At 62.7% G+C, this 26,162-nt stretch carries 28 protein-coding genes; 12 read left to right on the plus strand and 16 right to left on the minus strand.

The features are described from left to right. Nucleotides 1-2: 2 nt before the first annotated feature. From HJO_RS06970 to HJO_RS18860, 3 genes are read right to left on the minus strand one after another with little or no spacing between them, the layout of a single operon-like run. Nucleotides 3-1,295, minus strand: a complete 1,293-nt coding sequence (locus HJO_RS06970; protein ID WP_035615498.1) for an ATP-binding protein — start codon at nucleotides 1,293-1,295, stop codon at nucleotides 3-5. A 13-nt stretch (nucleotides 1,296-1,308) separates the two neighbouring features. Beyond that, nucleotides 1,309-1,989: a response regulator gene (locus tag HJO_RS06975; protein ID WP_035615500.1), complete on the minus strand. Its 681-nt coding sequence runs from the start codon at nucleotides 1,987-1,989 to the stop codon at nucleotides 1,309-1,311. A 7-nt stretch (nucleotides 1,990-1,996) separates the two neighbouring features. Further along, on the minus strand, nucleotides 1,997-2,626 hold the full coding sequence (locus HJO_RS18860; protein ID WP_156945463.1) for a MarR family transcriptional regulator: 630 nt from the start codon (nucleotides 2,624-2,626) through the stop codon (nucleotides 1,997-1,999). Between HJO_RS18860 and HJO_RS06985 the strand changes: the two genes are divergently transcribed. Further along, the gene (locus HJO_RS06985) at nucleotides 2,515-3,399 is read left to right on the plus strand and encodes a branched-chain amino acid aminotransferase (RefSeq protein ID WP_035615502.1); all 885 of its coding nucleotides are present in this window, start codon (nucleotides 2,515-2,517) and stop codon (nucleotides 3,397-3,399) included. The two genes, HJO_RS18860 and HJO_RS06985, sit on opposite strands and share 112 nt — an antisense overlap. A gap of 24 nt (nucleotides 3,400-3,423) precedes the next feature. Here HJO_RS06985 and HJO_RS06990 read toward each other — a convergent pair whose 3' ends face one another. Both HJO_RS06990 and HJO_RS06995 read right to left on the minus strand, forming a co-directional pair. Beyond that, nucleotides 3,424-4,182, minus strand: a complete 759-nt coding sequence (locus tag HJO_RS06990) for a GGDEF domain-containing protein (RefSeq protein WP_051618375.1) — start codon at nucleotides 4,180-4,182, stop codon at nucleotides 3,424-3,426. A gap of 150 nt (nucleotides 4,183-4,332) precedes the next feature. Then, the gene (locus HJO_RS06995; protein WP_035615503.1) at nucleotides 4,333-4,971 is read right to left on the minus strand and encodes a peroxiredoxin; all 639 of its coding nucleotides are present in this window, start codon (nucleotides 4,969-4,971) and stop codon (nucleotides 4,333-4,335) included. A 128-nt stretch (nucleotides 4,972-5,099) separates the two neighbouring features. Here HJO_RS06995 and HJO_RS07000 point away from each other — a divergent pair, with 128 nt between their 5' ends. Next, on the plus strand, nucleotides 5,100-5,627 hold the full coding sequence (locus HJO_RS07000) for a SixA phosphatase family protein (RefSeq protein ID WP_035615505.1): 528 nt from the start codon (nucleotides 5,100-5,102) through the stop codon (nucleotides 5,625-5,627). 114 nt (nucleotides 5,628-5,741) lie between these two features. Here HJO_RS07000 and HJO_RS07005 read toward each other — a convergent pair whose 3' ends face one another. The 3 genes from HJO_RS07005 to HJO_RS07015 all read right to left on the minus strand — a co-directional run bounded on the left by HJO_RS07005 (nucleotide 5,742) and on the right by HJO_RS07015 (nucleotide 8,148). Further along, nucleotides 5,742-6,053: a UrcA family protein gene (locus HJO_RS07005; RefSeq protein WP_035615507.1), complete on the minus strand. Its 312-nt coding sequence runs from the start codon at nucleotides 6,051-6,053 to the stop codon at nucleotides 5,742-5,744. A gap of 93 nt (nucleotides 6,054-6,146) precedes the next feature. Further along, a complete protein-coding gene (locus HJO_RS07010; RefSeq protein WP_035615509.1) occupies nucleotides 6,147-6,329 on the minus strand; it encodes a hypothetical protein in 183 nt (60 codons plus the stop codon). Nucleotides 6,330-6,576: 247 nt separating this feature from the next. Next, nucleotides 6,577-8,148, minus strand: a complete 1,572-nt coding sequence (locus HJO_RS07015; RefSeq protein WP_241764691.1) for an FAD-binding domain-containing protein — start codon at nucleotides 8,146-8,148, stop codon at nucleotides 6,577-6,579. A 253-nt stretch (nucleotides 8,149-8,401) separates the two neighbouring features. On the opposite strand from HJO_RS07015, the gene HJO_RS07020 reads away from it, so the two are divergent. From HJO_RS07020 to HJO_RS07035, 4 genes are all read left to right on the plus strand, one after another. Next, nucleotides 8,402-9,733, plus strand: coding sequence for a glycosyltransferase family 2 protein (locus HJO_RS07020; protein WP_162173791.1), 1,332 nt, complete (start codon nucleotides 8,402-8,404; stop codon nucleotides 9,731-9,733). Nucleotides 9,734-9,837: 104 nt separating this feature from the next. After that, entirely contained in the window at nucleotides 9,838-11,052 is a 1,215-nt protein-coding gene (locus HJO_RS07025) for an acyl-CoA dehydrogenase family protein (RefSeq protein WP_035615513.1), read from the plus strand. Between the two features lie 2 nt (nucleotides 11,053-11,054). After that, nucleotides 11,055-11,681 carry a 2-hydroxychromene-2-carboxylate isomerase gene (locus tag HJO_RS07030; protein WP_035615515.1) on the plus strand — a complete coding sequence of 209 codons (627 nt, stop codon included), beginning with the start codon at nucleotides 11,055-11,057 and terminating at the stop codon, nucleotides 11,679-11,681. Next, nucleotides 11,678-12,814, plus strand: a complete 1,137-nt coding sequence (locus tag HJO_RS07035) for an acyl-CoA dehydrogenase family protein (protein ID WP_035615516.1) — start codon at nucleotides 11,678-11,680, stop codon at nucleotides 12,812-12,814. Before HJO_RS07030 ends, HJO_RS07035 begins: the two co-directional genes overlap by 4 nt. Nucleotides 12,815-12,895: 81 nt before the next feature. Here the strand turns inward: HJO_RS07035 and HJO_RS07040 are convergent, their stop codons facing one another. Beyond that, nucleotides 12,896-13,348, minus strand: coding sequence for a DUF2853 family protein (locus tag HJO_RS07040; protein ID WP_084141728.1), 453 nt, complete (start codon nucleotides 13,346-13,348; stop codon nucleotides 12,896-12,898). Nucleotides 13,349-13,870: 522 nt separating this feature from the next. Between HJO_RS07040 and HJO_RS07045 the strand changes: the two genes are divergently transcribed. Together HJO_RS07045 and HJO_RS07050 are read left to right on the plus strand one after the other, a co-directional pair. Then, nucleotides 13,871-15,475: an FMN-binding glutamate synthase family protein gene (locus HJO_RS07045; protein ID WP_035615518.1), complete on the plus strand. Its 1,605-nt coding sequence runs from the start codon at nucleotides 13,871-13,873 to the stop codon at nucleotides 15,473-15,475. A gap of 9 nt (nucleotides 15,476-15,484) precedes the next feature. Then, entirely contained in the window at nucleotides 15,485-16,318 is an 834-nt protein-coding gene (locus HJO_RS07050; protein ID WP_035615520.1) for a lipoprotein N-acyltransferase Lnb domain-containing protein, read from the plus strand. A gap of 13 nt (nucleotides 16,319-16,331) precedes the next feature. On the opposite strand, the gene bfr is transcribed toward HJO_RS07050, so the two are convergent. Together bfr and HJO_RS07060 are read right to left on the minus strand one after the other, a co-directional pair. Continuing rightward, nucleotides 16,332-16,811 carry a bacterioferritin gene (gene bfr / locus HJO_RS07055; RefSeq protein WP_035615522.1) on the minus strand — a complete coding sequence of 160 codons (480 nt, stop codon included), beginning with the start codon at nucleotides 16,809-16,811 and terminating at the stop codon, nucleotides 16,332-16,334. A gap of 149 nt (nucleotides 16,812-16,960) precedes the next feature. Continuing rightward, nucleotides 16,961-17,161 (minus strand): (2Fe-2S)-binding protein, encoded by a 201-nt coding sequence (locus HJO_RS07060; protein ID WP_035616060.1) that lies wholly within the window; start codon nucleotides 17,159-17,161, stop codon nucleotides 16,961-16,963. 138 nt (nucleotides 17,162-17,299) lie between these two features. Between HJO_RS07060 and HJO_RS07065 the strand changes: the two genes are divergently transcribed. Next, nucleotides 17,300-18,106, plus strand: a complete 807-nt coding sequence (locus HJO_RS07065) for a GGDEF domain-containing protein (RefSeq protein ID WP_051618377.1) — start codon at nucleotides 17,300-17,302, stop codon at nucleotides 18,104-18,106. Nucleotides 18,107-18,123: 17 nt separating this feature from the next. Here HJO_RS07065 and HJO_RS07070 read toward each other — a convergent pair whose 3' ends face one another. From HJO_RS07070 to HJO_RS07080, 3 genes are read right to left on the minus strand one after another with little or no spacing between them, the layout of a single operon-like run. After that, nucleotides 18,124-18,348 carry a helix-turn-helix transcriptional regulator gene (locus HJO_RS07070; protein WP_035615524.1) on the minus strand — a complete coding sequence of 75 codons (225 nt, stop codon included), beginning with the start codon at nucleotides 18,346-18,348 and terminating at the stop codon, nucleotides 18,124-18,126. A gap of 3 nt (nucleotides 18,349-18,351) precedes the next feature. Continuing rightward, nucleotides 18,352-18,774 (minus strand): hypothetical protein, encoded by a 423-nt coding sequence (locus HJO_RS07075; protein ID WP_156945465.1) that lies wholly within the window; start codon nucleotides 18,772-18,774, stop codon nucleotides 18,352-18,354. Between the two features lie 41 nt (nucleotides 18,775-18,815). After that, on the minus strand, nucleotides 18,816-19,232 hold the full coding sequence (locus tag HJO_RS07080; protein WP_035615526.1) for a hypothetical protein: 417 nt from the start codon (nucleotides 19,230-19,232) through the stop codon (nucleotides 18,816-18,818). A gap of 155 nt (nucleotides 19,233-19,387) precedes the next feature. On the opposite strand from HJO_RS07080, the gene HJO_RS07085 reads away from it, so the two are divergent. Next, the gene (locus tag HJO_RS07085; RefSeq protein WP_035615528.1) at nucleotides 19,388-20,977 is read left to right on the plus strand and encodes a lysine--tRNA ligase; all 1,590 of its coding nucleotides are present in this window, start codon (nucleotides 19,388-19,390) and stop codon (nucleotides 20,975-20,977) included. Nucleotides 20,978-21,041: 64 nt separating this feature from the next. After that, nucleotides 21,042-21,380, plus strand: coding sequence for a hypothetical protein (locus HJO_RS07090; RefSeq protein WP_156945467.1), 339 nt, complete (start codon nucleotides 21,042-21,044; stop codon nucleotides 21,378-21,380). 12 nt (nucleotides 21,381-21,392) lie between these two features. On the opposite strand, the gene HJO_RS07095 is transcribed toward HJO_RS07090, so the two are convergent. Beyond that, nucleotides 21,393-24,851 carry an indolepyruvate ferredoxin oxidoreductase family protein gene (locus HJO_RS07095; protein ID WP_035615532.1) on the minus strand — a complete coding sequence of 1,153 codons (3,459 nt, stop codon included), beginning with the start codon at nucleotides 24,849-24,851 and terminating at the stop codon, nucleotides 21,393-21,395. Between the two features lie 127 nt (nucleotides 24,852-24,978). Here HJO_RS07095 and HJO_RS07100 point away from each other — a divergent pair, with 127 nt between their 5' ends. Then, a complete protein-coding gene (locus HJO_RS07100; protein WP_035615535.1) occupies nucleotides 24,979-25,473 on the plus strand; it encodes an Lrp/AsnC family transcriptional regulator in 495 nt (164 codons plus the stop codon). Nucleotides 25,474-25,477: 4 nt separating this feature from the next. Here the strand turns inward: HJO_RS07100 and HJO_RS07105 are convergent, their stop codons facing one another. After that, a complete protein-coding gene (locus HJO_RS07105) occupies nucleotides 25,478-26,098 on the minus strand; it encodes a hypothetical protein (RefSeq protein WP_035615537.1) in 621 nt (206 codons plus the stop codon). Nucleotides 26,099-26,162 lie beyond the last annotated feature (64 nt).

A 26,162-nucleotide genomic window follows, 5' to 3' on the forward strand; every position in this document is an offset into this window, starting at 1 on the left:
GATCAATGGGGCAGGCGCAGGCTTGCCCGCAGCCCGCCAAGGGCGCTGTCGGACAGCCTGAGATCCCCTCCATGCGCCCGCGCGGTGTCGCGTGCAAGTGTGAGTCCCAGTCCGGTGCCGGACGTGTTCTGCGTGCGGGCCTCGTCGAGGCGTGCGAACGGCCGGAAAGCCTCTTCGCGGCGCTCGGGTGCGATGCCGGGGCCATCATCCTCGACATGCACTTCCGCCGCACGGGGCCCTGAAACCAGGCTCACGCGCACCTCGGTGGCATATTTGACGCCGTTCGAGATGAGGTTGTTGACCGCGCGCTTGAGCGCCAGCGGGCGGCCTGTGATCTCGAGCGATGCCGGGCCTGTAACGACGATATGCGGGCCGAAGCCGGCCGCCGCTTCGCGAACGAGGACGGCAAGGTCGAGCGGGACCGGTTCGTCCCCGTCCTCGCCCCGGGCGAAGGTCAGGTATTCGTCGAGCATCATCGCCATGTCGTCGAGGTCAGCGCGTGCGGCCGCCAGTTCCTCGGTCTCTTCCATCATCGCCAGTGACAGTTTCAGGCGCGTGAGCGGGGTGCGCAGGTCATGGCTGACACCGGCCAGCATGGACGTTCGCTGGTCGGCGAAGGCCGTGAGACGGCTTTTCATGTCGATCAGCGCGCGGGCGGCGTCTCGCACTTCGGTTGCGCCCGAGGGGCGAAAGTCCGGCGCATCGCGGCCCCGGCCAAAGGCACGTGCCGCTTCGGACAGCCTGAGGATCGAGCGAACCTGCTGGTTGAGGAAGGCCACTGCCAGGCCCAGCATCATGAGGGACGAGATGATCACCCAGACAATGAAAAAGTGCGAGTTCACCGTCAGGGCCCGCTTGCGTTCGATCCGGATTTCCACCGTGCCACTGGCGGACGGAAACCGGAAATGCAGCATTGAAGCGGCGTCGATACTGACATCCACAGGTACGCCGAGGCGGGTTTCCAGCTCTTCCTTGAGGCCCGACCGGTACGCAAAGGACCTTTGCAGCCTTGGCCCGCCCCCGGGCGGGTCGACGCGGGCACAGTCGAACGTCATGTCGAGGTCGGCCGCCAGCTGGTCACGGTCGACCGGCAGATCGGGGCGACCGTCGCAATAGGACTGCACGAGTGCAGCATCGCGGGCGATGGATTGCGCCAGCTTCCGGTTCACCTCTGCCAGATGGCTGCTGTAATAATACCATGTCATGAGCGCCAGGATCAGCACGACCGGCGCCACCACCATCAGGAGGCTGCGGGCATAGAGCCCGCGCGGGGTGATGTCTCTCAATCGCATCATCGGGCGCGCCGCCTCAATCCGGCATCAGGCGATAGCCGACGCCCCGGACGGTCTGGATATGAACGGGCTCGCGGGGGTTGGGCTCGATCTTGCGGCGCAGGCGGGTCACCTGCACATCGACCGAGCGCTCCATTCCAGCAGAAGTCAGGGCCGCGAGGTCTTCCCGGCTGACCGGTTCGCCGGCCTTGGCCGCCAGCACACTCAGCAATTGCAGCTCGGCATCGGTGAGCCGGACGCGCCGGTCGCCTTCGCGCAGTTCGCCGCGGGCGGCGTTGAAGACCAGGCCGGACATTTCGACCTCGTCGGGCGGCGTTTCCTTGTGTGACCGGCGCAGGATCGCAGCACAGCGCAGCGCCAGTTCCTCAGGCTCGAACGGCTTGGGAAGGTAATCGTCGGCGCCGCTTTTCAGGCCTTCGATCCGGTCACTCGCCTGGCCGCGGGCGGTGAGCAGCATGACGGGGGTTTCCTTTTCGCGGCCGCTGCGGATCGCTGCGAGCAGGGACAGGCCGTCCTCGCCCGGCATCATGATGTCGAGGATTGCCAGGTCGAACGTCATGTTGGCCAGGAACCGCCTGGCAGTTTCCGCATCGGGGGCGGCGGTCACGCGATAGCCCTCGCGGCTGAGAAAGCGCTTCAGCAGGTCGCGGATGCGGTCATCGTCATCCACGACAAGGATGTGGGCGGGATCGGTCATGTCCGGGTCACTTTGCCAGCGCCTCCAGCGCAATGCGCATGCCGGCGACGGCATCGGGCCCGGCGGCGCGGAATGCGAGGCGCAGCCGCTCGCGCAGGACGATCGCGATCGGCGTGGTCAGGGTGACGCCGGCGTCCGACAGTGTCAGCTTGCGCCGGCGACCGTCATTCTCCTGTCGCTCGCGCTCGATCAGGCCGCGTGTGTCCAGCGCGCCGATCAGGCGGGCGAATGTCGGCACCGTCATGCCCAGCGCGTCGCGCATCTGGCTGACCGTTCGGCCCGGGTCGAACCGGATTGCTATGAGAATCTGCATCTCTGGTTTGCTCAGCCCCGCTTTCTTGCGGGCTGTTTCTGCGGCAGAAACAAGCTCACGTGCCCCCGCCATGAGAAGGCCGACACCGCGATCAAGCTCCTGGTCCATCAGGAACAAGCGAGGATCGAACGGTCTGTTCAGGTTGACGTCAGGGCCCATAGTCTGAAATGAACGCGAATATATAGAAAGTGCAAGCGAGGAGCGCTGATTCCATGGCAAGTATCCCTTTTGACGACCGCGACGGGTACATCTGGATGGACGGTGAATTCGTGCCGTGGCGGGATACCAAGGTGCACGTGCTGACGCACGCACTCCACTATGCATCCGCCGTTTTCGAAGGCGAACGGGCCTATGGTGGCAAGATTTTCCGCTCGCTGGACCATTCCCGGCGCCTGCACAATTCGGCCCGCATCATGGGGTTCGAGATCCCGTTCACGGTTGAGCAGCTCGAAGAGGCCAAGCGCGAGGCCCTGGCCAAATCAGGACTCGACAGCGCCTATGTGCGCGCCGTCGCCTGGCGCGGATCGGAAATGATGGGTGTTTCGGCCCAGAACAACACGATCCATCTCGCGGTGGCCGTCTGGGCGTGGGGCGACTATTTTGCCGACAAGATGAAGGGCATCCGGATGACGCACGCCGATTGGCGGCGTCCGGCGCCCGACACGGCGCCCTGCCACGCCAAGGCTGCCGGACTGTACATGATCTGTACGCTGTCCAAGCATGCCGCAGAGAAGGCCGGGTATGCCGACGCGCTGATGCTGGATTATCGCGGCCAGGTTGCCGAGGCGACAGGCGCGAACATCTTCTTCGTGCGCGACAACGCACTCCACACACCGACGCCGGATTGCTTCCTGAACGGGCTGACGCGCCAGACGACGATCAAGCTGGCCCAGGCCCGGCAGATCGAAGTGATCGAGCGCGCCATCATGCCCGACGAGTTGGCGACATTCTCGGAATGCTTCATCACCGGCAGCGCGGCGGAGATTACACCGGTCGCCGAGATCGGCACGCATGTCTACAAACCGGCCGAGATCAGCCATGGGCTGGTCGACGACTATACAAGGCTGGTGAACGGCAAGATGGAATTGGCGCTCTAGGCTGCTGCTACTGGCAGGACCGGCTCAGGCGGCGATTTCGATCGTGCGCCGGGAATTGACCTGGTTGCGGCCTGCGCGCTTGGATTCGAACAAGGCGAGATCTGCAGTCTCCATGGCCAGGTCGAGTGTCGATCCGACACCGAGCAGGCATGTGCCGAAACTCGCCGTGACCGACAATTGGGTGCCTTTGTAGTCGATCGTGAGGGCCGCGATTTTTTCGCGGATGCGTTCGCATACCAGGGTCGACTGTTCCAGGGTCACATTGCTCAACAGGATGACGAACTCTTCGCCGCCCCAGCGGCCAAGCCGGTCAAACGGGCCGCGCAGTTCGGCAAACGCGATGGCAGCGACTTCCTGCAGCACGGCGTCTCCGGCCTTGTGGCCGTGGCGGTCATTGACACGCTTGAAGTGATCTAGATCGAAGATCACGAGCCCCGCAGTCTGCTGGGTGCGCCGCATGCGCTTGAGTTCCTCGTCGACGGTCTGCTTGAAGTAGCGCCGGTTCGAGATGCCGGTCAGCGGGTCGATCGAAGCCAGCGTTTCGAGCCGGTGCTGGTACATTTTCAGGCGAAACTCGTGCTGGGAGGCCAGCGTGGCCGTTGGAATGGCAACACAGGCAGAGACCAGCAGGTTGGTCAGCACGAAGGTTTCGGGGTTCTGCGGGATGCCGAAATGATAGACGACCATCGAGAACGTGAACGACAGGCAGAGGGCCGTAATCGCGACAAACGCAAAGAATGTCAGCGAGTCGAAAAGATCCTGCTTGTGGTCGTTTATGGCCATGAATACCTCCGCCAAGCCTGACCTTGCCACGGATTCAGAAAGATACGTGAAATCCGGGAAAGCCAATTTGGCGGGGGTGGTTCATGACATGTTAACGCGTTGGCGCCTGTGCCTATTGCAGGTTTGCCAATGCCGCGCGCCGCCGCAGGCCTATTTCCCGGGCTGGGGCGTGTAGCGCAGATACGGCTTCGCCGCCTTGTAGCCTTTCGGGAACAGGCGTTTGATTTCCGCCGGATCGGTCAGGGACGGTACGATGATGACATCTTCGCCATCGCGCCAGTTTACCGGCGTGGCGACCTTGTGTGTGTCGGTCAGCTGCAGGCTGTCGATCAGGCGCAGGACTTCATCGAAATTGCGGCCGGTGCTCGGCGGATAGACGATCGAGGCGCGAATTCGCTTGTTCGGGTCGATGACATAGACTGCGCGGACGGTCAGTTTTGCGTCCGCGTTCGGATGGATCATGTTGTAAAGGGTCGCAACCTTGCGCCCGGTATCGGCGATCATGGGGAACGCGACGGTCGCGTTCTGGGTCTCTTCGATATCCTCGATCCACCGCTTGTGATCCTCGATACTGTCGACCGACACGACAAGGGCTTTGGCACCGCGCTTGGCAAACTCGTCCTTCAGCTGGGCTGTATAGCCAAGTTCCGTGGTGCAGACCGGCGTGAAGTCGGCGGGGTGGGAGAAGAACACGACCCAGTCCTTGCCGGCCCATTCGTGGAAGCGGATACGGCCTTCTGTTGTATCGGCCTCAAAGTCCGGGGCTACGTCGCCGATAAGAAGGCTCATGTTTCAAACTCCTGTCACTTGATTTCAGGACCGAAAATGGTGCCTAAGAACGACATGACCAATGCGCGGCACCTCATAGTGTCGATCAGTTTTTCTAATGGTCGCCGCAGAGTGAGCAATATTCATCCATGAAACGCCTTATCCTGATGCGCCATGCCAAGACCGAACCCTGGACGGAAGGTATCGACGATTTCGGCCGGGCGCTGACGGACCAGGGACGATCGGATGCCCGCCGCATGGCCGAGGAAATCGTGGCGATCGGCTGGAGCCCGGAGCGCATTCTCGTCTCGACGGCTCGCCGCGCCCGCGAAACCTGTTCGGAAGTCGCCAAGGTGGTGGAAGGTGAGAAGGTGCGGCCGATGGAGTCGCTCTACCTGTCCGGTATGCGGGGAATTTCGGAATCGGTGAAACAGAACGATAGTGCCGGCACGCTGATGGTGATCGGCCACAATCCGGGCTTGCACGATTTCGGCCTGACCCTGCTGCGCGACGGCGGCAGTTCGGACCACGACGCGGCCGTGCGGCTGACCGAAAAATTCCCGACATCCTGCGTTGCCCTGTTCGAGTCCGATGAGGACGGCGCCTTCGTGCCGGTGCATTTCAGGCTGTCCGAGGTCTTCAGGGCGCGGGATTTCCGCGAGGCAGACCCGGCCTGAACGAATACGCCGCCCTGCCTTGGAGGGGACAGGACGGCGCAAGAAGCCGAAGGCGATGCAGGGCAGGGGGAGAGAGGCGGCCTCGCCTTTTTGGAGCGGCTTCCGGGCTCGTGTTCAGTGCGCCGTTCTGGCGGCATGAACCTCGGTCAGGCCGGCGTGGTCGATCGCTTTCACGGCCTTGTTGAGAGTCCGGGCGGTGCAGAGCTTGGTGGCTAACTCGCCGCCGGCCGGGAAGTTGACGTGTTCAGTTGCGCAGCGCTTCGAAATCTCTTCACGAATGTGCTGATATTCGGCCTGGGCACCTGCGGGCGTATCCATGGCAGCGCGGTTGAAGTCGACGGCGACTTCGAAATTGGTGCTGGTGGCAAGGGCCGGCATCGCGAAGAGGCTGGCAGCAACGGCGGCGGCGACGAGGGGGCGTTTCATGGCGGGTCTATCCTTCTTGTGTGGTGGGGAAAGTCCTGCCGGCGCCGGCCGCCCCAGGGGAGGAAAGGCGGTTAGCGCCAGCAGGCGGGAGGGCTAGTGGGCCTCACGGCGGGTGTGACGACGGCGGCGGCGGACCAGCAAGCCCGGACGGCCTCCGACTGCGACATCATTCGCCGGGTGTGTCCGGACGGTGGCCTCGCCGGTCATCATGGCAAGGGCCATCGTGGCGCGGGGGGCGTTGGCTTCGACGTCGTTGAGACGGGCGCGGGGGGTCATTTTAATAAGTCCTTCTTGCTGTGTTGACTGTCCTTGGCGGACCATTCCGCCGTCGACAGTCTCAAGATAGGGAAGGAATTATCGAAAAGCAATAAAAATTTATCGAAAAAAAATAAATATAGAGAAATTCGGGCCTTACGACTTGTTGTTTGTCGATATGATACGCCTGTGTGGCGTTTCAAGGCCAGTTAACTCTGTTTCATCCAAATCTTTGGGGCGGTCCTGGCTGACTGCCCTGACCATCCGGCTAGGCGGAGCGCGACGGGCGGGTCTGTTCCGGCAGGTCAAGATCGAAGGCGAGCTGGCGGGGCGGCGCAGATGGGCGTCGCAGTGACGCCCTGGCGCGGGGCGTGCGGCCAGTGTCCTGACGCCCAATACTGATGGCTGTGGGGGCAGGGGTGGGGCCGTGGCGCAGGGCCTGGATGCGGCCACGGGCCTCGCGCGCCGCAGCCATGTGATCGACAATCCGCATCGGGTAAGTCTGGCCAAGCACGATCCCGGCGCGGGCCAGCTCCGCCTTCGGGGCGTCCCAGGGGGCGTGAATGAAGGGGGTGGGCAGGCCGGCCAGCTCGGGCACCCAGCGGCGGATAAAGTCGCCGTCCGGATCATGGTCGAGCGACTGCTTGACCGGGTTGTAGATCCGCGGCGCATGCGAACTGATGATCGCCGCCTGTGCCATCGCCTGAGGATAGTGGATGGCGGCTTCGAAATCGGTGAACAGCGCGGCCAGCCGGGCGGCGGGCAGGCGTGCGTCGAGCCAGAGATGATGCGCGGCAAACGCCATGGTCATGGCGCGCATGCGGAAATTCAGCCAACCGGTCTGGTTCAGCGACCGCATGCAGGCGTCAAGGAAGGGAAAGCCGGTGCGACCATGAATCCACGCCTCCAGGCGCGGATCGCCGTCGGCCGCGACCTCGCGCACGCCATCCGGGCCAGGCAGCAGGTTGCGCCTATCGATCGAGGTCTGGTCTTCAAGCTTCTGGAAGAACTGGCAACGCCATTGCAGCCGCGACAGGAAATTGTCGATCGACGCCGTGAAGGTGGAATCGCCGTCGATATCGTATTCCGCCCGTGCCCGCCGGGCAGCCTGCCAGGCTTCGCGGACCGATACGGTGCCGAATGCCAGATGGGGCGACAGGCGCGAGCACGCCACGCTCGCCACCAGCGGGTCCGACATCGACGTCCGGTAACGGCGACCGCGAGAGGCCAGGAAAGACCGCAGCAATTCGACCCCTTCGGCGCGGCCGCCCGGCTGGCGTGCCGTACAGCCGTCCGGGGCGAGTCGGAAATCCTCGGCGATCGGCCACGGTTCTGACGGAACATTCGCTGCTGCAATCGTGTCGGGCGCCTTGCCGCGTGGTGCTGACATCTGGTCTTCCCAGTAGCGCGGCCAGCCATCCCGTACGGACAGGTGCCCGCCGACGCCATTCTGTGCCTGCTCCCGCAGCGCGATTCCGGCCTTCATCGTCCAGCGCTGGACTGACCGGTCGCGGTCAAACGTCCATTGCAGGCCGGTTTCCCGGTGGACATGGATCGCGGCGATGCCATGGCGTGTGTGGATATCGGCCAGGACGTCCTCGGCTTTGCCGGTGCGGATGCAGAGGGCCGATCCGCGTGCTTTCAGCGCGTCATCGAGGCTTTGCAGGCATTCGACCAGGAAATCGAACTGCCGTCCGGAATGCTCCGGCTGGGCCCAGAACCCGGGTTCGAAAATATAGAGGGGCAGCACAGGTGCACCGCTCGCGACTGCGGCGAGCAGTGGCGCGTGATCGTGGACCCGAAGGTCCCGCCTGAACCAGACGACATGAAGATCGGTCATGGAACAAACATAGAACATTTGACCGGAACCTCAAGCAGATTCTGCAAATCCGCTTTTGTTCACCTCCACACGGCGAAATTGTTTCGGATCCGAAACAATTTCAACCTGTGGTTTGTGGATACAGGTTTATCCACAGGGTTCTTGTTAACCTATGGGTGCGGATGGGTTCATATCGTTTGAGCGGCAGCCACGCGTAGGGCGTGCCATTCCGGCTGAACCGGAGCCCGATCCGGCATTGGCGGATATGGCTGCGATGGGGTTTTCACGCAGTCACCCGGAGGGCTCGGCGATCGTCGCAATAACACCAGGGCAGCGTGGTGCCCTGCGCCGGGTGTTCGTCCTGATCGGCCTCGCCGGCCTTCTGGCGCCGATCATGCTGGTGCGTGGCGCGCTGGCGGCAGGACTCTTCATATTCGGGGCAACGATAGCGTTCCGGCTCGCCATGGTCCTGTCGGCATCCAGGTCCCGGCCAGCGCAGCAGGTCCGGGATGCCGACCAGGTTCTCTACCCTGTGTACACCATCCTTATCGCGCTGAAGGATGAAGCGGCGACTGCGCCGCAACTTGCCCGCGCGATCGCGGCGCTGGATTACCCCGCAGACCGGATCGATCTGAAGCTGCTGGTCGAGACGGGAGATGACGATACGCATGCCGCCTTGAGGGCGGAAGACTGGCCGATCGGCACCGAATTGCTCGTCCTGCCCCCCGGATTGCCGCAGACGAAGCCGCGCGCCCTTAACTATGGCCTTGCCCGTGCGAAGGGGGCCTATGTCGTGGTGTACGACGCCGAGGACCGGCCTGACCCGGCCCAGCTGCGCGCCGCCGCGGAAGCCTTTGCGCGCGACCCGGCGGGCCTGGCCTGCGTGCAGGCGCCGCTCGTTGGCACACATGCGGGGCACAACTGGCTAGCGGGCCAATGGGCGCTCGAATACGCGATCCAGTTCTCGCTGATCCTGCCGGCGCTCGCGCGTTTCAGGCTGCCAATTGCACTCGGCGGCACGAGCAACCATTTCCGGCGCGCACGCCTGGTTGAATCTGGCGGCTGGGACGCATGGAACGTCACCGAGGATGCCGATCTCGGTCTGCGGCTCGCGCGTCTTGGCATGCAGGTCGGTGTGATCTCGCCGCCGACCGAGGAGGCCCCGCCAAACCGGATTCCCGTCTGGCTTGGCCAGCGGTCACGCTGGCTGAAAGGATACCTCCAGACATGGTTCGTGCTGATGCGCCATCCACGGGCATCGGCGCGCCAGATGGGCGTTGGCGGGTTCGCTGCCATGCAGCTGACGCTTGGGGCGTCCGTTCTCTCGGCATTCGTTCATGGGCCCTGGGCGCTCTGGTGCCTGGTCTGTGTCATCAGCCCGGACCTGTCGCTCGGGCCGGTCGGCGCCGGCTTGCTTGCGGCTTCCTACGGGGCGTCACTTGTGACCGGGCTTCTGGCACCCCGCCCGAAGCAGGCGGGCTACGGGTTCGTCCTGCTGACCGCGCCATTCTATTGGCCATTGCAGACCATCGCGATGATGCGCGCCGTGTATGGCCTGCTCCGGATGCCGCATTATTGGGCGAAGACGCCGCATGCCCCAGTGTGACCGGGTGGGCCGGGGCGCAGGTTTTCCCGGCGTCAGGCTTGGCGGGCGGCGCGTGCGGAATTAGGGTTCCTGCAAGATCATGCCCGACCAGAGGAGCCACCAGAATGGCCTATGACGTCACCGAAGACCTCGAAGCGTTCCGCACCGAAACGCGTGACTGGCTGGAGGCGAACTGCCCGCCATCCATGCGCACGCCGATGGCCGACGACGAAATCGTCTGGGGCGGCAAACGCGGCGAATTCAAGAATCCCGACTCGAAGGTCTGGCTGGACCGGATGGGTGAAAGAGGCTGGACCGCACCGGAATGGCCTGCTGCCTATGGCGGCGGCGGCCTGACGAAAGAACAGAACCGCGTGCTGCAGGAAGAGCTGCGCCGCATCAAGGCGCGCCCGGCGCTGTTCTCCTTCGGTCTCTGGATGTTCGGTCCCGCCTTGCTGGAGTTTGGCAACGAGGAGCAGAAGAAGCGCTTCCTGCCCGACATCGTGAAAGGCAAGACGCGCTGGTGCCAGGGTTATTCCGAACCGGGTGCGGGCTCTGACCTCGCCGGCCTGCAGACCAGGTGCGAGGACAAGGGCGACCATTACCTGATCAACGGCCAGAAAGTCTGGACGTCGTATGCTGACCAGGCCGACTGGATCTTCTGTCTCGTGCGCACAGACACGTCGTCAAAGCACGAAGGCATCAGCTTCATCCTGTTCGATATGGAAAGCCCCGGCGTGGAAGCGCGGCCGATCCTGCTGGTCTCCGGGTCGTCTCCTTTCTGCGAAACCTTCTTCACCGATGTGAAAGTTCCCAAGGACCAGCTGGTCGGGCGGGTGAATGGCGGCTGGGAAATCGCCAAGCGCCTGCTGCAGTTCGAACGCTCGTCAATCTCGGCTGGCGGATTCGGCGGTACGGGCGGCTCAGGCATCCTGGGCCCGGAAGAATATGCCAAGATCCATGTCGGCACCGACAGTGAGGGGCGCATCGCCGATGGCGACCTTCGCGGTCGTATTGCGGACCACAAGATGTACGCAAAGGCGTTCAACCTGACCGTCCAGCGCCAGACCGAGCAGGCCAAGGCCGGCCAGCAGGTTGGTCACACGGCGTCCATCCTGAAATATGGCGCCGCCAAGATGAACCAGGACCGCCATGAACTCCTCATCGAGGCGCTCGGTACTGAAGGCCTCGGCTGGGAAGGGGAGGGCTTTGACGAGGGCGCGATGAAGGCGACACGCGGCTGGCTGCGCTCGAAGGGCAACTCGATCGAAGGCGGCACCAGTGAGATCAACCTCAATGTCGTTGCCAAGCGCGTATTGGGCCTGAAAGACCACCAATAGGCATGGCCGCGATCGAATTCTGGTTCGAGTTTGCATCGACGTATTCCTATCCCGCAGCGATGCGGGTGGAGAAACTCGCCAGCGCGGCGGGGCTCGACGTCGTGTGGAAGCCGTTCCTGCTCGGGCCGCTGCTACATTCGCAACAGGGCCTGACCGACAGCCCGTTCAACGCCGTCCCTGTGAAGGGAAAATACATGTGGCGTGACCTTGCCCGCGTTTGCGCGAAAGAGGGCCTGCCTCTGGAGACGCCAGCCCGGTTCCCGCAGAACGGACTCCTGGCGGCGCGCTGTACGCTCGCGTTGCCGGAAGCGGCGCGCGCAGGATTCATCAAGGCAATCTATTCGGAGAACTTCGCGCGCGGTGCGCTGATTTCCGAACCGGATGTCGTTGCCCGCGCGATTGAATCCGTTGGTCACGATGCTGAAGCGATCATGGCGCGTGCGGGAAGTGATGCGACCAAGGCCGAACTCAAGGCCAATACCGGGGAAGCCATTCACCGCGGCGTGTTTGGCTCACCAACCTTCTTTGCCGGAGACGGCGAAATGTTCTGGGGCAATGACCGGCTGGAAGATGCCGTTGCGTGGCAGGTCGCGCCTCAAGAGATAATGTCCATTGGAGGGACGATATGAGCTTCGTATTGACTGAAGACCAGGAGATGCTGCGTGACACGGCGCTGGCATTCGTGCGCGATGAGTTGCCGGTGACGCATTTGCGGGCGCTGCGCGACAAGGGCGCCAACGGCCGTGACGCGGCCACGCGCCAGAAGCTGGCAGAGCTCGGCTTCTTCGGCGTCATCATTCCGGACGAGCCGGGCGGCGAACATTTCGGGCTTGTCGGCTTGGGACAGATCCTCGAGGCGCAGGGCCGCACGCTGGCCGCAACGCCTTTGCTGCAAACAGCACTGATCGCTGCGTCCGCCATCCAGCTTGGCGGCAGCAAGGCGATGCAGGCCGAATGGCTGCCAAAGATCGCTGCCGGAGAAACCACGTTTGCGCTGGCGCTCGACGAGTCGGCCCACTTCGCGCCGCTGAATGTGGCGACAGAGGCGGAGAGCAATGGCCAGGGCTATACGCTGAACGGCATGAAGCGCTTCGTTCCCGGCGGACACGACGCGGAGATGTTCATCGTCGTCGCTCGCACATTCGGGGAAACCGGTGACCGGCACGGCCTCACGCTGTTCCTGGTGCCTGCCAAGACAAAAGGCGTCACGGTCCAGGAACTGAAGACCGTCGATTCGCATGGCGCAGCGCACGTGACCTTCGACGACGTCATGGTCGGCCAGAACGGCGTCCTCGGCCCCGTCGACGAGGGAGCAGATGTGCTCGAACCGGTGCTCGATCGCGCCGCCATCGGCATGGCAGCTGAAATGCTCGGATCGTCAGAGGCTGCGTTCGAGATGACGCTTGAATATCTCCAGAGCCGCAAGCAGTTCGGCCAGCTGATCGGTTCATTCCAGTCGATGCAGCACCGCGCCGCGAAAATGTTCACCGAGATCGAGATGACCCGCTCCTGCGTGGCAGCTGCCCTGGCGGCGGTTGATTCAGGCAAGGGCGATGTTGCCGAACTTGCGAGCCTTGCCAAGGCGAAGGCCGGCGAGCTGGTTCACCTCGTGTCGAATGAATGTGTCCAGATGCATGGCGGCATCGGCATGACGGATGTCGCTGATCCCGGGCTCTACATGAAACGGGCGCGCGTTCAGGAAGCGCTATATGGCAGTGCCAGCTGGCATCGCGACCGTTACGCGCGTCTCCAGGGCTTCTGAGCCTTCAGATTCCAGACATGAAAAAGCCGGGCCAGCAATGCTGAGCCCGGCTTTCCTTTGATCCGCAAGCGGATTGGCAGGTTAGCCCTTGAGGACCGAACCCTTTTTCAGAGCCTTGGCGATGAGATAGTACATCACCGGGCGGTGCTTGGCGCGAACCGACTTGCCGTACTTGGCAATGGCGTCGGCGATAGCCGCGTCAGCCTTGGCTTCGTCGGTGACGCCGAGCTTCTTGGCGATGAAGCCCTTGCGCACGCGTGCGAGTTCTTCCTTGTCGGAAGATGCGACGGTCGCTGTATCCGATTTGTAGATGGTTGGGCCGCAGGCTTTCACGGCAGCGTCGAGCAGCGCCATGTCAGGACGGGCTTCGCCGACTTTTTCTTTCAGGTCGGCGATGTATTTTTCCACCAGCATTTCTTTCGCTGTTGGCGCCTTGGCAGGTGCAGCGATCTTCGGTGCGGCTGCAGCCTTCTTGGCGACAGCAGGTTTCTTGGCGGCGGGTTTCTTGGTTTTTGGCTTGGTTGCTTTTGCCATGGGATTGTCTCCTCAATGGGCCCGGAAGCGGGCGGTTTTTGTCTTACGCAAACTGACTACACGAATCTCTTGATACGTGGGGTGCTTAAATCGTGATTTCCACAGGGGGGCAACCCCGGCAGCTGAATTAAAGCACACACTCCATTTTTATAAAGTCAGTAAACAGAATAAGTTATTTTTCCCTTTGTGGCGCAGATGGCGCAGACGCCCGATAAGATGGTCTGTCCTGGTTCATCCGAAGACAGGTTGAGTGGAGCCATGTCGGCTTCCGTGATCGCAACGTGTTTGTCTCCTGTTTAGGCAGCCGTCACAGTTGCAGACTGCGAGTGTTGCGCAAAATAATCCGCTGGCTTGCTTGCCTGATCAGGCTCGGCGCTGCGGGTGGCAGGCGGAGGTGCATCCGATTGATCCTTTCAGGACAGGACGCCTCGGACCGTTGACGCATATCTTCCCTTGAAGCGATCCCAAGGCGGGCTAGGGTCGCCATCATTCCAACTATTTCTCTCGACTCAGGAAAACGCAATGACGCGACTATTGCCCTTCGGCCTCATCCTCTTGTCTGCAATCGGTTTTGCGCTCGCGCTAATGACTGGCCAGCACATGCCGACATGGGTGGTGATCGGAGGCGGGATCGCGTCTCCACTGGCCCTGCTTGGCATCTACGATGTCATCCAGCGCCCACACGCCTTGTGGCGCAACTTTCCCGTCCTCGCGCATATCAGATGGATCGCGGAAGAACTGCGGCCCTTCTTCAGGTCCTACATCGTCGAGAACGACACAGAAGGGCGGCCGTTCAACCACGAGCAACGGGCGCTCGTGTACCGGCGCGCAAAGAACGTGTCCTCGGTCGAGCCCTTTGGCAGCCAGCTTGATATCGACAAGCCGCCTTATGAATGGCTCGCGCATTCGATTGCTGCCAGGCACAATAGCGATGAGTGCCCGCGCGTGAGCGTCGGCGCGCCGGGAACAGCGCAGCCTTATGCGGCCAGCGTGTTCAATATCTCGGCGATGAGTTTCGGGTCGCTGGGCGCGCATGCGATTGAAGCGCTGTCGACCGGTGCGAAGAAAGGCGGCTTCTACCACGACACGGGTGAGGGCGGCGTTTCGAAATATCACCGTGCAGGCGGCGGAGATCTCGTCTGGGAGATCGGCTCTGGCTATTTCGGTTGCCGTGCACGTGATGGCTCGTTCGATGCGGCGCGGTTTGAAGACGTCGCGAAAGACCCCCAGATCAAGATGATCGAGATCAAGCTCAGCCAGGGCGCCAAGCCAGGGCACGGCGGCGTTCTGCCGGGCGCCAAGGTGACTGCGGAAATTGCCGAGACGCGCGGCATACCGATTGGCGAGACGTGCTTCTCGCCGCCCGGGCATTCTGCCTTTTCCACGCCGCTGGAAATGATGGACTTCGTGGCGCGCCTGCGGGACCTGTCCGGTGGCAAGCCGGTTGGTATCAAGTTCTGCGTCGGCAATCGCTGGGAGATCCTCGCACTGTGCAAGGCCATGCTCGAGACGGGTATCCGCACGGACTTCATGGTGGTCGATGGCGGGGAGGGTGGCACAGGCGCCGCACCGGCAGAATTTCTTGACCATGTCGGTGCCCCCCTGCGCCAGGGGCTGGTGCTGACGCGCAACGCGCTGATCGGCACGGGCTTGAAGGATGATGTCCGGATTGGCTGCTCGGGCAAGCAGACGAGCGCCTTTGCGCTTGCCGCGTCCATGGCACTGGGCGCGGACTGGGTGAACACGGCGCGCGGGTTCATGTTCTCGCTGGGATGTATCCAGTCGCTCAACTGCCACAACAATACCTGCCCGACCGGAATTGCCACGACCGACAAGAGCCGTCAGCGCGGCCTGGTCGTCTCGGACAAGGCCGAGCGCGTCTTCAACTATCATCGCAATACGATCAGGGCGCTCATGGAAGTGGTCGGTGCGGCTGGCTGCGAGCATCCCAGTGAGCTGACGCCGCGCCACATCATGCACCGGGTGACCGAAGACATGGTGAAGCCGGCCCACCGGGCATATGACCTGCTCGAACCGGACGTCCTGCTGCACGCGCCGGAAACGACCCTGCTTGGCCGGGAATGGGAAATGGCACAGGCAGCCAGTTTCAAGCCGCTCGTTGTGTGAGGGCTGAGCATGTGGCTGAAACCCGTTCTCGCCGCCATGCTGGCAGCCTGTGGCGTGTTTGCCCTGGCGGTGGTGACGAAACAGCCCTCGCATGCGCGCGCCTGGCAGCCACACCTGTCCCGGCTGCCCGTCGTCGCGCGGGACGGCGACCGGTTCTCGATCAGCCAGTACCGGTCATGGGCCTATTCCGCAGATGTGCCCGTGTCCGAAACCTGGCATGAACTGGCGCCGCACGATATCCGCGATGTCCGCCGGGCATGGTTCGTTGTCGAGCCGCATCCGGGCCTGGCCGTCATGGCGCATACGCTGGTCCTGTTCGAATTCGCCGATGACGACCTGATTGGCCTGACAGTCGAGGCGCGCAAGGAAGCCGGCGAGTCCTATTCCGCGCTGCGCGGTGCGCTCAACGCCTTCGAGCTGGTCTATGAATGGGCCACACCAAGGGACCTGCTGACGCGGCGCGCCGTCATGATGGATCGTGAGCTGTACATGTATCCGCTCGCACTGAGCCAGGATGAGACGGAAGCCTATCTGGACGGCCTGCTACAGAAGACCGAGGCCATCGAGCGGCGCGCGCGCTTCTACAATACCGCGACGTCGAATTGCACAAATGAACTGGCCAAGACAGCCGGCCTGTCCTGGGACCCGGCATTCATCCTGACCGGGTATTCCGCGAAGGCGCTGCATCGCATGCGCCGCATCGCGGCGGACGGCGACTTCGAGTCAGTCAGGGCACACGCGAGAATCGACAGCAGGGTCCGCGATCTTGCGACCCTGCCGGATGCGGCGTTCAATGCGGAATTGCTGAAGGCATCCCGGGACACCTTCGGCCTGGCCCCCTAGGCGGCCGGACCGTTCAGCCTGCGTTGGCTTCGGACTGCAGCAGGATATAGCGCTCGATGCCGATCCGCTCGATCAGGTCGAACTGCGTTTCCAGGTAGTCGACATGTTCTTCCTCATTGTGGAGGATCTTGCCGAACAGGTCGCGGCTGACATAGTCACGCACCGATTCGGCATGCTCCATCGCGTCGCGAAGCAGGGGGATCGCATCGTTCTCCAGTTTCAGGTCGCACTCGAGGATTTCCTGGACCGTTTCGCCGATATGCAGCTTTCCGAGATCCTGCAGGTTGGGCAGGCCGCCAAGGAACAGGACGCGCTGGATCAACCAGTCGGCATGCTCCATTTCCTCGATGGATTCCTTGTGCTCGTAATCGCCGAGCTTCGAAACGCCCCAGTCCTTCAGCATGCGCGAGTGCAGGAAATACTGGTTGATGGCCGTCAGTTCGTTCTTGAGACAAAGGTTCAGGAATTCGATGACCTTGGTGTCGCCTTTCATGGGGAAATCTCCTGCAGGGCGTGAAAAAGCATGTTCGCGGGATAAGCGAACCGCCGTGGCATTGCAAGAAAATATCAAATAAAATCAAGTTCATCTGCAAGTGAGACACAGTCTCACTGCGTGCTGAAACGCAATCGCAATCAGGTGCCCTATTCGGCGGCGACCAGCACTGGAGATGGTGCCTGCCGGTCCATTTCCTCGGAAATGATTTCGCCGATCGAGCAGCTGCACTTGCCGCAATTGAATTTGCACCCGTGATGGGCCTGGACCGCATTCGGGCTACGCGCACCGGCACCGACCGCGGCGCGGACGCTGGAACAGTTGATGCGGTTGCAAATGCAAATGATCATGAGAACCATTTGCAATTAGATGAGAATGATTGTCAACCACAAAAATTAGTGCCGCAAACGGGGTGATTTGGCCAGTTACAGGAAATTTCATCGATCCGGACAGGCGTGCGTACACCAAATCCGCCTATTAAGCGTCGCATGCAGGATGCAATATTCAAACGGAACCGGATTCTCAGCTGGTCGCTTTGGCGGCCGGTGTTTGTGACCCTGATCTCGATCGCCACCTCGATCGTGGTGACGGTGATCGCCGTCTTTGTGTCACCGCTGACATCTGCCGTGCGGGAGGAAATCCTCCCGATCGCCGTCACGATTTGCGTGATCGTGTCGACGCTCGTCGCCTTTCCCATTGCCTGCCAGGTGCATGGCCGCGGATTACGCCTCGGGCGCACAGTTCAAATGCTGGAAGCCGCGCATGCAGAACTCGCGCGCCGCGCGCGGATCGACCCGCTGACGGGCCTGCTCAATCGCGATGCATTCATGGCCGACATGACGCGCCATCGCCAGGGCGGGAATGCCGGGGCCGTGCTGATGATCGACGCCGACCACTTCAAAAGCGTGAATGACAATTTCGGCCACCAGGCCGGAGACGAAGCGCTTTGCCTGATCGGGGAAGTGATACGCCAATCCGTCCGGACGCTCGACCTTGCGGCCCGGATTGGCGGCGAGGAATTCCTGGTCTTCCTGCCGGAAGCCGGAACGGACCTGCCAATGGTGATTGCCGAACGGATCCGGGCCGGTGTCAGCGATCTTTCGCAGCGAAACGGCGCCCGCCCGCATCATCGCCTGACGGTCAGTATCGGTGTCGTCATGCAGACCGGATGCATGTCCGATCATGACATTGTCGCGGCGGCCGACCGGAACATGTATGAAGCCAAGCATGCCGGCCGCAACCGCGTCGTCAGGTCGATCGGACCAGACGCGCCCCGGATTGCCAGCGTCGCCTGACTGCCGGCGGCCCGCGCTCAGGCCGCCTGGTCGTCCCAGCCGAACGCATCTTCCACACCGACGCCGAAGGCCCGGGCAATCCGGAACGCGCTTTCAAGCGATGGGGAATAACGCCCCTGCTCGATGGCGATCACCGTCTGCCGGGTGACTCCGATGATCTCTGCGAGCGCTGCCTGGCTCATCTGTCCGTGGGCTTCGCGCAACTCGCGCACGCGATTTGTGATCGGGGGACGTTTGGCCATGACCTAGACGCCCCGGCGGTAGAGGATGATCTGGAACACGTATTCCCCGATCTGGCTCAGCATCAGGCTGGCAAAGACGATATGGAACAGCAGGTTCCCGTCATGCAGGACACTGTAGTTGAAGATGCCGGCAAGGGCGCCGGCGGCCAGTATGTAGCCTGACCAGTGGCCGGCCTTGTCGATGATGAGCCTGTCGCGCTCGTCGGCCGGCTGATTGGCTTCACGTCCGGATGTTCCGGCGATGGCCGCCATGATGATGATCGAGGCGATCACGATCAGGATCACATAGGATATGACGAGCGAGATGATCGGCGGGGCGGTTTCACCCAGCGCGTGGGAGATGCCGATGATCTTGTTGAAATAGTACGCGCCGGCACTGAACAGGATGAAGATCATGGCCCAGGCGGATTTTTCTCGGAATGACATGTGGTTCTCCGTTGGAGGGGGGGCGGGGCCTTGGCCAGCCGTCACACGCTTGTGCGCGTGTAATGGAACAGGGAGGCGAGGCGCACGGATTCTGCCAGGATGAAGACCCCGATTGCCAGGTGGGCGAAGTCCATCGGCGTATGGCCCTCGAAGGCGTCGAGGAAGATGTAGGTGACGCCGCCGGCGAAGATATACATGGCGTTGCGTGATGCCCGCAGGCCGATCATCTCCTCGCGTTCATCGCTGTCAGGCGCATTGCGGTTGAGGATGGCGATGATGATCGAGATGATAATGGTGAGCACCACAATCACGGCCACGCTGATGCCGACGCGAAGGTGCAATTCAGCGCCACTCTCGGGCGGCGTCCAGAACAGGCCCCAATAGGCGCCGAGATTGAGCAGGCCGACAAGGATCGCAAGAATGGATGCGACGATGTCTATGCGGAAGATGCTGGTCATGATGATGTCCTCGTGTCAAAAATATCTTACATCCGGCATGTAGTAAAAGATTTTTTACATGTCAAACATTTTTAACAAAAAATTTTGACCTCGCTTGACGCTGTGGCGCCGGGCCTCTAGGCCCGGCCAGTCAATCCAGCAGCACCGGTAGCCCCATGACCGACCTTTCCCTTCTCGCCCAATCTGCCAAGGCCTGGCCCTTCGAACTGGCGCGCGCGCTGGACAAGCGCGTGAACCAGCAGGTCAAGGCCGGCCAGCGCGCAGCGGATGATCCGGTCGTGTTCGAGACCGGCTATGGGCCGTCTGGCCTGCCGCATATCGGCACGTTCGGGGAAGTGGTGCGCACGACAATGGTGCGGCATGCGTTTGAGGTCCTGACCGGCGGCAAAATTCCGACGCGCCTGATCTGCATCTCCGACGACATGGACGGCATGCGCAAGGTGCCGCCGACCGTGCCCAACCCCGAAAAGCTCGAACCCTGGCTGCAGAAGCCCCTGACGGCCGTGCCTGACCCGTTCGGCACGCACGAGTCCTATGGCGCCCACATGAATGCGCGCCTGTGTGCCTTTCTCGACCAGTTCGGGTTCCAGTACGAATTCGTCTCGGCGACGGAGTGCTACAAGTCGGGCCGGTTCGACCCGATGCTCCTGAGAGCGGCTGAGAAATTCGACGAGATCATGGCCGTGATGCTGCCGACACTTGGCGCGGAACGGCAGGCGACCTATTCGCCGTTCCTGCCAATCTCGCCGAGCACAGGCCGCGTGCTCTACGTGCCGATGAAACATGTCGATGCCGCCAAGGGCGAGATCACGTTCGTCGACGAGGATGGTTCGGACGCGACGCTGCCGGTGACGGGTGGCAATGTGAAGATGCAGTGGAAGCCGGACTTCGGCATGCGCTGGGCGGCGCTGGGCGTTGACTTCGAAATGTTCGGCAAGGACCACCAGGCCAATGCGCCGATCTATTCCAGGATCGCCAAGATCCTCGGCCACCGCCCGCCGGAGCAATATGTCTACGAGCTGTTCCTGGACGACAAGGGCGAGAAGATTTCCAAGTCCAAGGGCAACGGCATTTCTGTCGAGGAATGGCTGGCCTACGCGCCGGACGAGAGCCTGTCGCTGTTCCAGTTCCAGAAGCCGCGGGTGGCCAAGAAGCTCTATTTTGATGTGATCCCGAAAGCAGTCGACGAATACCTGACCTTCCTGGAGAAATACCCGGACGAGGATCCCGCGCGCCAACTGGAAAACCCGGTCTGGCACATCCATTCCGGCAATCCGCCGCGCGCCGATGTACCGGTCAGCTTCGCACTGCTCCTCAACCTGGTCGCGGTGGCGAACCCGGACGACAAGAGCCAGCTCTGGGGCTTCATCTCACGCTACGCGCCGGAAGCGTCGGCCGAGACGCATCCGCTGCTCGACAGGCTCGCCGGTTATGCGATGCGCTATTACCGCGACTTCATCCTGCCGGCGAAGACCTATCGTGCCCCGACCGACAAGGAACGTGCGGCGATGCAGGACCTGTCGGCGCGTTTCAAGGCGTTCGATGAAGACCCCACGCCGGAAAACCTGCAGACGCTGACATTTGCCGTCGGCAAGGAGCATGAATTCGAGAACCTGCGCGACTGGTTCAAGGCGCTCTACGAAGTCCTCCTCGGCCAGGCGCAGGGGCCGCGCTTCGGCAGTTTCGCGGCGCTCTATGGCGTGGAAAACACCGCCCGCCTGATCGATGAGGCGATGGCACGTTGATCAAACCGTAACTGTGCGCCGGGCAGGCTGTCACCTAGGCTGACCGGAACCCGGAGGACGCCCCATGAAACGATTCAGGTATTTGCTGGTCGCGCCGCTCTTGCTGGCCACGCCCGCCTGTGTGGCCACCAAGATCGTGACCGTGCCGGTCGGCATCGCCGTGGGCGCCACGAAAATGGCTGGCAAGAGCGTGATCTATGTCGGCGGCACGGCGGTTCGGGTGACGGGCGATGCGCTGGACGGGCCGGACGAGAAGGTCAAACTGGACGTCACGCTGAAGACACGGACGGGCCGCACCAAGCACGTCCGCAAGACCGTGAAGGTCAAGTATCTCGAGCGCGAGATTAAGAAGATCGAGAAAAAGGGGCGCATCGTCGACGTCGAGGTCAAGAAGGTCGACTGACGCGGCGGGCGCCTACTCCGCCGCGATCAGTGTTGTCTTCTCCTTCGGCAGGTCGCCATTCGGCCATCCGGCCCACAGTTCGGCTTCCTTCTTGCCGGCAAGCGCGACGGCAGCATCCTTGACATGACCATAGCCGCGGATCTCGTCCGGTACTTCGGCGATGGCGATGGCCAGGGCATGGTTCCGGGCGGTAAGGCCTGATGACAGCGTTTCGAGCGTGGCGAGATAGGTGTCGCGCAGGGCGCGTTCCATCTTGCGCTCTTCGGTGCGTCCGAACAGGTCGAACGGCGTTCCGCGAAGGCCCTTCATCCGGGTCAGCATCTTGAAGCCCAGCATCATCCACCCACCGAAATGCTTTTTCTTCAGGTGGCCGTGGCTGTCCTTCTTCGAGATCAGGGGAGGGGCCATCCAGAAGCGCAGCTTGCCGCCCTTGAACTGGCTGGCGAGCTGTTTGGCAAAGTCGCCATTTGTGTAGAGACGGGCGACTTCGTACTCGTCCTTGTAGGCCATCAGCTTGTAGGCATAGGTCGCCGCCGCACGGGTCAGTTTCTCGCCAAGGCCGGCAGCCTCTTCCGCCGCGCGCACACGGGCAACGGCGTCGCGATAGGTCTGGGCATAGGCGGCGTTCTGGTAGGCCGTCAGGCGGGTCGCCCGGTCGTCGATCAGCTCATCGAGCGTCTTCGGTTCGAGGTGGCCGCGCGGATCATGCTGCGCAGCCAGGCGTTCGGGCGCGGCGGCTGCGATGCGGCCGATATTGAACGCCGCCATGTTGTCGTCGACCTTGGTGCCGTTGAGGCGGATTGCCCTGTACAGGCCGCGCAGCGACACGGGCACGGCGCCCTTCTGCCAAGAATAGCCGACCATGATCATGTTGGTATAGATCGCGTCATGCAGGTAGCCGACGGCGAGCGCTTCGGCGTCAAACGCACCGAAGTCCCGCGCCTGGCGCTTCACACGTGCTGCCAGCAGGTCGCTCTCGAACCGCTTCGACCGGTTGCGAATGAATTCGCTGGTCGGTGTCACGTCAGAGTTTGCATAGGCGGCGGTACGGCCCGGTTCCATCAGCAGAAGGGCATCGCCGCCAGCCGCGACGACGAGGTCGCAGGCGATGATGAGGTCTGCGCTGGCAGGTGGTACGCGGCCGGTCGAGATCGCTTCCGGTTCACGCGCAAAGCGGATGTGCGAGAGCACGGGCCCGCCTTTCTGGGCAAGGCCGGTCATGTCTAGCGAAGAGGCGGCATTGCCGTCCACATGCGCAGCCATGGCCAGCACGGCGGCCACGGTTGTCACGCCTGTGCCGCCGACGCCGGTGAACAGCACGTTCCACGGCTCAGCGAGACTGGGTGTCTCGGGCAGGGGCAGGCCGGAGGCATCGAATTCGCGGCGCACTTCGCCGGTCCATGCGGGTTCACCGTCTTTCACGGTGACAAAGCTCGGGCAGAAGCCGGTGAGACAGGAAAGGTCGGTATTGCAGGTCGACTGGTTGATGCGGCGCTTGCGGCCGAGCTCGGTTTCTACCGGCTCGACCGACAGACAGTTCGATTTCACCGAACAATCGCCGCAGCCTTCGCAGACTTCCTGGTTGATGATCACGCGCACGCGGTCTGGCGCGATGGTGCCGCGCTTGGAGCGGCGGCGCTTCTCCGTGGCGCACATCTGGTCATAGATCATGACCGAGACACCGGGCGTCGCCCGCAGCATGACCTGAACGTCTTCAAGGTCCTCGCGGTCATAGATCTTGACGCGGCGGGGCAGGTTCTTGACGCCGGCATAGCGGGTCGGGTCTTCAGTCACGATGACGATGGTCTGGACGCCTTCAGCTTCGACCTGCTGGGCGATCTGGGCCGGTGTCTGGCCGGATTCGACCTGCTGGCCGCCCGTCATGGCGACTGCGTCATTGTAGAGGATCTTGTAGGTCATCTTGGCGCCGGACGTGACAGCGGCGCGGATCGCCAGGCTGCCGGAATGCGAATAGGTGCCGTCGCCGAGATTGACGAAGACATGGTCCTCGTCGGTCGCCCAGAACTGGCCGACCCAGGCAATGCCTTCGCCGCCCATCTGGCTGGTCATGTCGGTTTTCCGGTCCGGCATGAAGTTCGCCATGTAGTGGCAACCGATGCCGGCAAGTGCACGCGAGCCTTCCGGCACGGTGGTCGAGGTATTGTGCGGGCAGCCGGAACAGAAGTGCGGGCTGCGCAGGGTGGGTGAGGCGTTCGCACGCGCCGACTCGCCGGCCCGTCCGACGCGGTCGAAATAGGCGTCCGCGCGGGTCGTGTCCCAGCCGGCAGGAATGATCTTCATCAGCGCGCCGGCCATTTCGGGCACCGTGATGGATGCGATGTCGGAGAGCAGCGGCTGGCCGTCAGCTGCGCGCTTGCCTTCAACGATGGGGCGCTTGCTGTCCGGAAGGTCGTAGAGCGCGGCCTTGAGCTGTTCTTCGATCAGCGGCCGCTTGTGTTCGATGACGAAAACCCGTTCCAGGCCGGCGCAGAATTCGCGAACGCCTTCCGGCTCCAGTGGCCAGGGCATGGCAACCTTGAACACGGTCAGGCCAAGATTGCCGGCCTGTTCCGGCGTCAGGCCGATCGCGGCGAGCGCTTCGAACACATCGCGGGCAGCCTGGCCGGTGACGATCACGCCAATGCGCGGCTTCGGTGAGGGCAGGATGACATGGTCCAGCCGGTTGGCACGGACATAGGCCTGCGCGGCGGGCAGCTTGAAGTGACGCAGGCGCGCTTCCTTGTCGAGCGGCGTGTCGCCGCGGCGCATGTGGACGCCGCCTTCAGGCAGGTGGAAAGACGGTGCGACAAAGCTGAACCGGTCGAGGTCGACATTCACGACTGCGCCGGAATCCATCGTGTCGGCCAGTGCGATCAGGCCGGTCCAGGCCCCGCTGAAACGGCTCATCGCCCAGCCGTGGATGCCATAGTCGAGCACGTCCTGGATCGAGGCCGGGTTGAGGACCGGGATCTCGGCATCCGCCATCGCGAATTCAGACTGCGAGGGCAGGGTCGAGGACTTGCAATTATGGTCGTCGCCGACGATGGCGAGCACGCCGCCCAGGGCCGACGTGCCGGCCGCATTGGCGTGCTTGAAAACGTCGCCGGTGCGGTCGACGCCGGGCGCCTTGCCGTACCAGATGCCGAACAGGCCGTCGAAGCGCGCGCCGGGGAACAGGCCGAGTTGCTGGCTGCCCCAGACGGCGGTGGCGCCGAGGTCTTCGTTGAGGCCTTCCCACAGGCGGATGTCATGTGCATCGAGCAGGGCCTGGGAGGCCCGCAATTGCTGGTCATAGCCACCGAGCGGCGAGCCGCGATAGCCGGAGATGAAACCGGCCGTGTTATAGCCCGACGCGGTGTCCAGACGCTTGCGATCAAGCGGCAGGCGAACGAGCGCCTGGATGCCTGTCATGAAGGCATTGCCCTCGACAAGTTCGTATTTGTCGTTCAGCGTGACTTCGCGATGTTTCATGGATGTGCGACCCTGAATGTTGCCATGGTAGATTATTGGGCATTTTCGTCGAAAATGCTTGCCTTTCTTGCCCTATTCCGGCTAATTCGTAGAATATTATGCCTTGAATAGGGGAGAAAAAGTAAAATTGGCCCAAGAACTAGACTCGATTGACGCGCGCATACTCGACATTATCCAACGCGACGCCAGTCTTTCGGTTGCAGAGATAGCCGACCGTGTCGGCCTGTCGTCCTCGCCATGCTGGCGGCGCATCAAGCGCATGGAAGAGGCGGGATTCATTACCGGCCGTGTGACGTTGCTGGATAATTTCGCCCTCGGCCTGAATTTCGAGGTCATGGCGAGCGTCAAGCTGGCCCTGCCGAGCCGCGAAAATCTCGAAGCGTTCGAAGCGATTGTCCAGCAATGGGCAGAGGTGATCGAATGCATGACCGTGACCGGCGCGGTGGACTACATGATCCATGTCGTGACGACGGACATGCATGCCTATGACGTTTTCCTGCGCGACAAGCTGTTGGGCTCGGCGCTGGTGTCCGACGTGCAGTCGCGCATCGTGATCCGCGTCGCCAAGCGCACGACGGCGTTGCCGCTGGGCCTGGTCGGCGACCGCACCAAGTCCGGCTAGGGCGTCACCGGGCGGCCGATGGGTGCAGCGCGGGCAGGTATCCGGCAGCCAGGGCAGCGCAGGTGGCACGCGGGGTGAGGCGATGGCCGCTGGCGTGCAGCGGCTGGGCCGCGCCATAGCCGGCGAAGGACCAAGGCCGGGCCGTCTCACCCTGCTTCAGCCAGGCGGTGTCACTGACCGTATAGAACGCACCGTCGGGCAGGGCGGCGGGCGTGGTGATCTCGCGGGTGGCTTCGCCCTTGAGCACGCTTTGCACTTCGCCGGCGATCAGGCGGTCCATGGCAACGACCTTTGCGGAGGCGGGCAGGACATTGGCGCGGTCGAGGGCGGCGCGGAAGGCGAGGGCATCGGCGCGGCGACATTCGTGGCAGGGCCGGTGGCCGGCAGCAAGGGCGGTTGCCTCGTCGAGGAAGAAGAGTTCCGTATAGAGGCCCGGCTGCATGAGGGCGCGCCTGCGGCCCTTGAAGTCCAGCAGGCAGATGATCCATTGCTGCGTCGCCCAGCGGCGCGACCTGAGGGTCTGGTCAGGCAGGTGGAAACAGCCGCCGCGATTGCCCATGAAGGCGCCCTTGTCCGGAACGGCGTGAATCTCGCCGAAGGGATCAACACGGTTCTGGAGGGGCATGGGATCGTGACCTCAAAAAGCAAAAGCCCGGACAGTGCGATGGCACGGCCCGGGCTCTCGACAG

It is taken from the genome of Hyphomonas johnsonii MHS-2 (genome assembly GCF_000685275.1).
GTDB lineage: Bacteria > Pseudomonadota > Alphaproteobacteria > Caulobacterales > Hyphomonadaceae > Hyphomonas > Hyphomonas johnsonii.

Coding starts and splice junctions, on each gene's coding strand:
- HJO_RS07070 (WP_035615524.1), bottom strand. CDS start 18,348: ATGGCCAAACGTCCCCCGATCACAAATCGCGTGCGCGAGTTGCGCGAA.
- HJO_RS07090 (WP_156945467.1), top strand. CDS start 21,042: ATGAAACGATTCAGGTATTTGCTGGTCGCGCCGCTCTTGCTGGCCACG.
- HJO_RS07020 (WP_162173791.1), top strand. CDS start 8,402: ATGGGGTTTTCACGCAGTCACCCGGAGGGCTCGGCGATCGTCGCAATA.
- HJO_RS07010 (WP_035615509.1), bottom strand. CDS start 6,329: ATGACCCCCCGCGCCCGTCTCAACGACGTCGAAGCCAACGCCCCCCGC.
- bfr (WP_035615522.1), bottom strand. CDS start 16,811: ATGAAAGGCGACACCAAGGTCATCGAATTCCTGAACCTTTGTCTCAAG.
- HJO_RS07085 (WP_035615528.1), top strand. CDS start 19,388: ATGACCGACCTTTCCCTTCTCGCCCAATCTGCCAAGGCCTGGCCCTTC.
- HJO_RS07080 (WP_035615526.1), bottom strand. CDS start 19,232: ATGACCAGCATCTTCCGCATAGACATCGTCGCATCCATTCTTGCGATC.
- HJO_RS07075 (WP_156945465.1), bottom strand. CDS start 18,774: ATGTCATTCCGAGAAAAATCCGCCTGGGCCATGATCTTCATCCTGTTC.
- HJO_RS07015 (WP_241764691.1), bottom strand. CDS start 8,148: ATGACCGATCTTCATGTCGTCTGGTTCAGGCGGGACCTTCGGGTCCAC.
- HJO_RS07050 (WP_035615520.1), top strand. CDS start 15,485: ATGTGGCTGAAACCCGTTCTCGCCGCCATGCTGGCAGCCTGTGGCGTG.
- HJO_RS06995 (WP_035615503.1), bottom strand. CDS start 4,971: ATGAGCCTTCTTATCGGCGACGTAGCCCCGGACTTTGAGGCCGATACA.
- HJO_RS06990 (WP_051618375.1), bottom strand. CDS start 4,182: ATGGCCATAAACGACCACAAGCAGGATCTTTTCGACTCGCTGACATTC.
- HJO_RS07105 (WP_035615537.1), bottom strand. CDS start 26,098: ATGCCCCTCCAGAACCGTGTTGATCCCTTCGGCGAGATTCACGCCGTT.
- HJO_RS07065 (WP_051618377.1), top strand. CDS start 17,300: ATGCAGGATGCAATATTCAAACGGAACCGGATTCTCAGCTGGTCGCTT.
- HJO_RS07000 (WP_035615505.1), top strand. CDS start 5,100: ATGAAACGCCTTATCCTGATGCGCCATGCCAAGACCGAACCCTGGACG.
- HJO_RS07005 (WP_035615507.1), bottom strand. CDS start 6,053: ATGAAACGCCCCCTCGTCGCCGCCGCCGTTGCTGCCAGCCTCTTCGCG.
- HJO_RS07030 (WP_035615515.1), top strand. CDS start 11,055: ATGGCCGCGATCGAATTCTGGTTCGAGTTTGCATCGACGTATTCCTAT.
- HJO_RS06985 (WP_035615502.1), top strand. CDS start 2,515: ATGGCAAGTATCCCTTTTGACGACCGCGACGGGTACATCTGGATGGAC.
- HJO_RS07035 (WP_035615516.1), top strand. CDS start 11,678: ATGAGCTTCGTATTGACTGAAGACCAGGAGATGCTGCGTGACACGGCG.
- HJO_RS07095 (WP_035615532.1), bottom strand. CDS start 24,851: ATGAAACATCGCGAAGTCACGCTGAACGACAAATACGAACTTGTCGAG.
- HJO_RS06970 (WP_035615498.1), bottom strand. CDS start 1,295: ATGATGCGATTGAGAGACATCACCCCGCGCGGGCTCTATGCCCGCAGC.
- HJO_RS06975 (WP_035615500.1), bottom strand. CDS start 1,989: ATGACCGATCCCGCCCACATCCTTGTCGTGGATGACGATGACCGCATC.
- HJO_RS07025 (WP_035615513.1), top strand. CDS start 9,838: ATGGCCTATGACGTCACCGAAGACCTCGAAGCGTTCCGCACCGAAACG.
- HJO_RS07045 (WP_035615518.1), top strand. CDS start 13,871: ATGACGCGACTATTGCCCTTCGGCCTCATCCTCTTGTCTGCAATCGGT.
- HJO_RS07040 (WP_084141728.1), bottom strand. CDS start 13,348: ATGGCAAAAGCAACCAAGCCAAAAACCAAGAAACCCGCCGCCAAGAAA.
- HJO_RS18860 (WP_156945463.1), bottom strand. CDS start 2,626: ATGCATAGTGGAGTGCGTGCGTCAGCACGTGCACCTTGGTATCCCGCC.
- HJO_RS07060 (WP_035616060.1), bottom strand. CDS start 17,161: ATGATCATTTGCATTTGCAACCGCATCAACTGTTCCAGCGTCCGCGCC.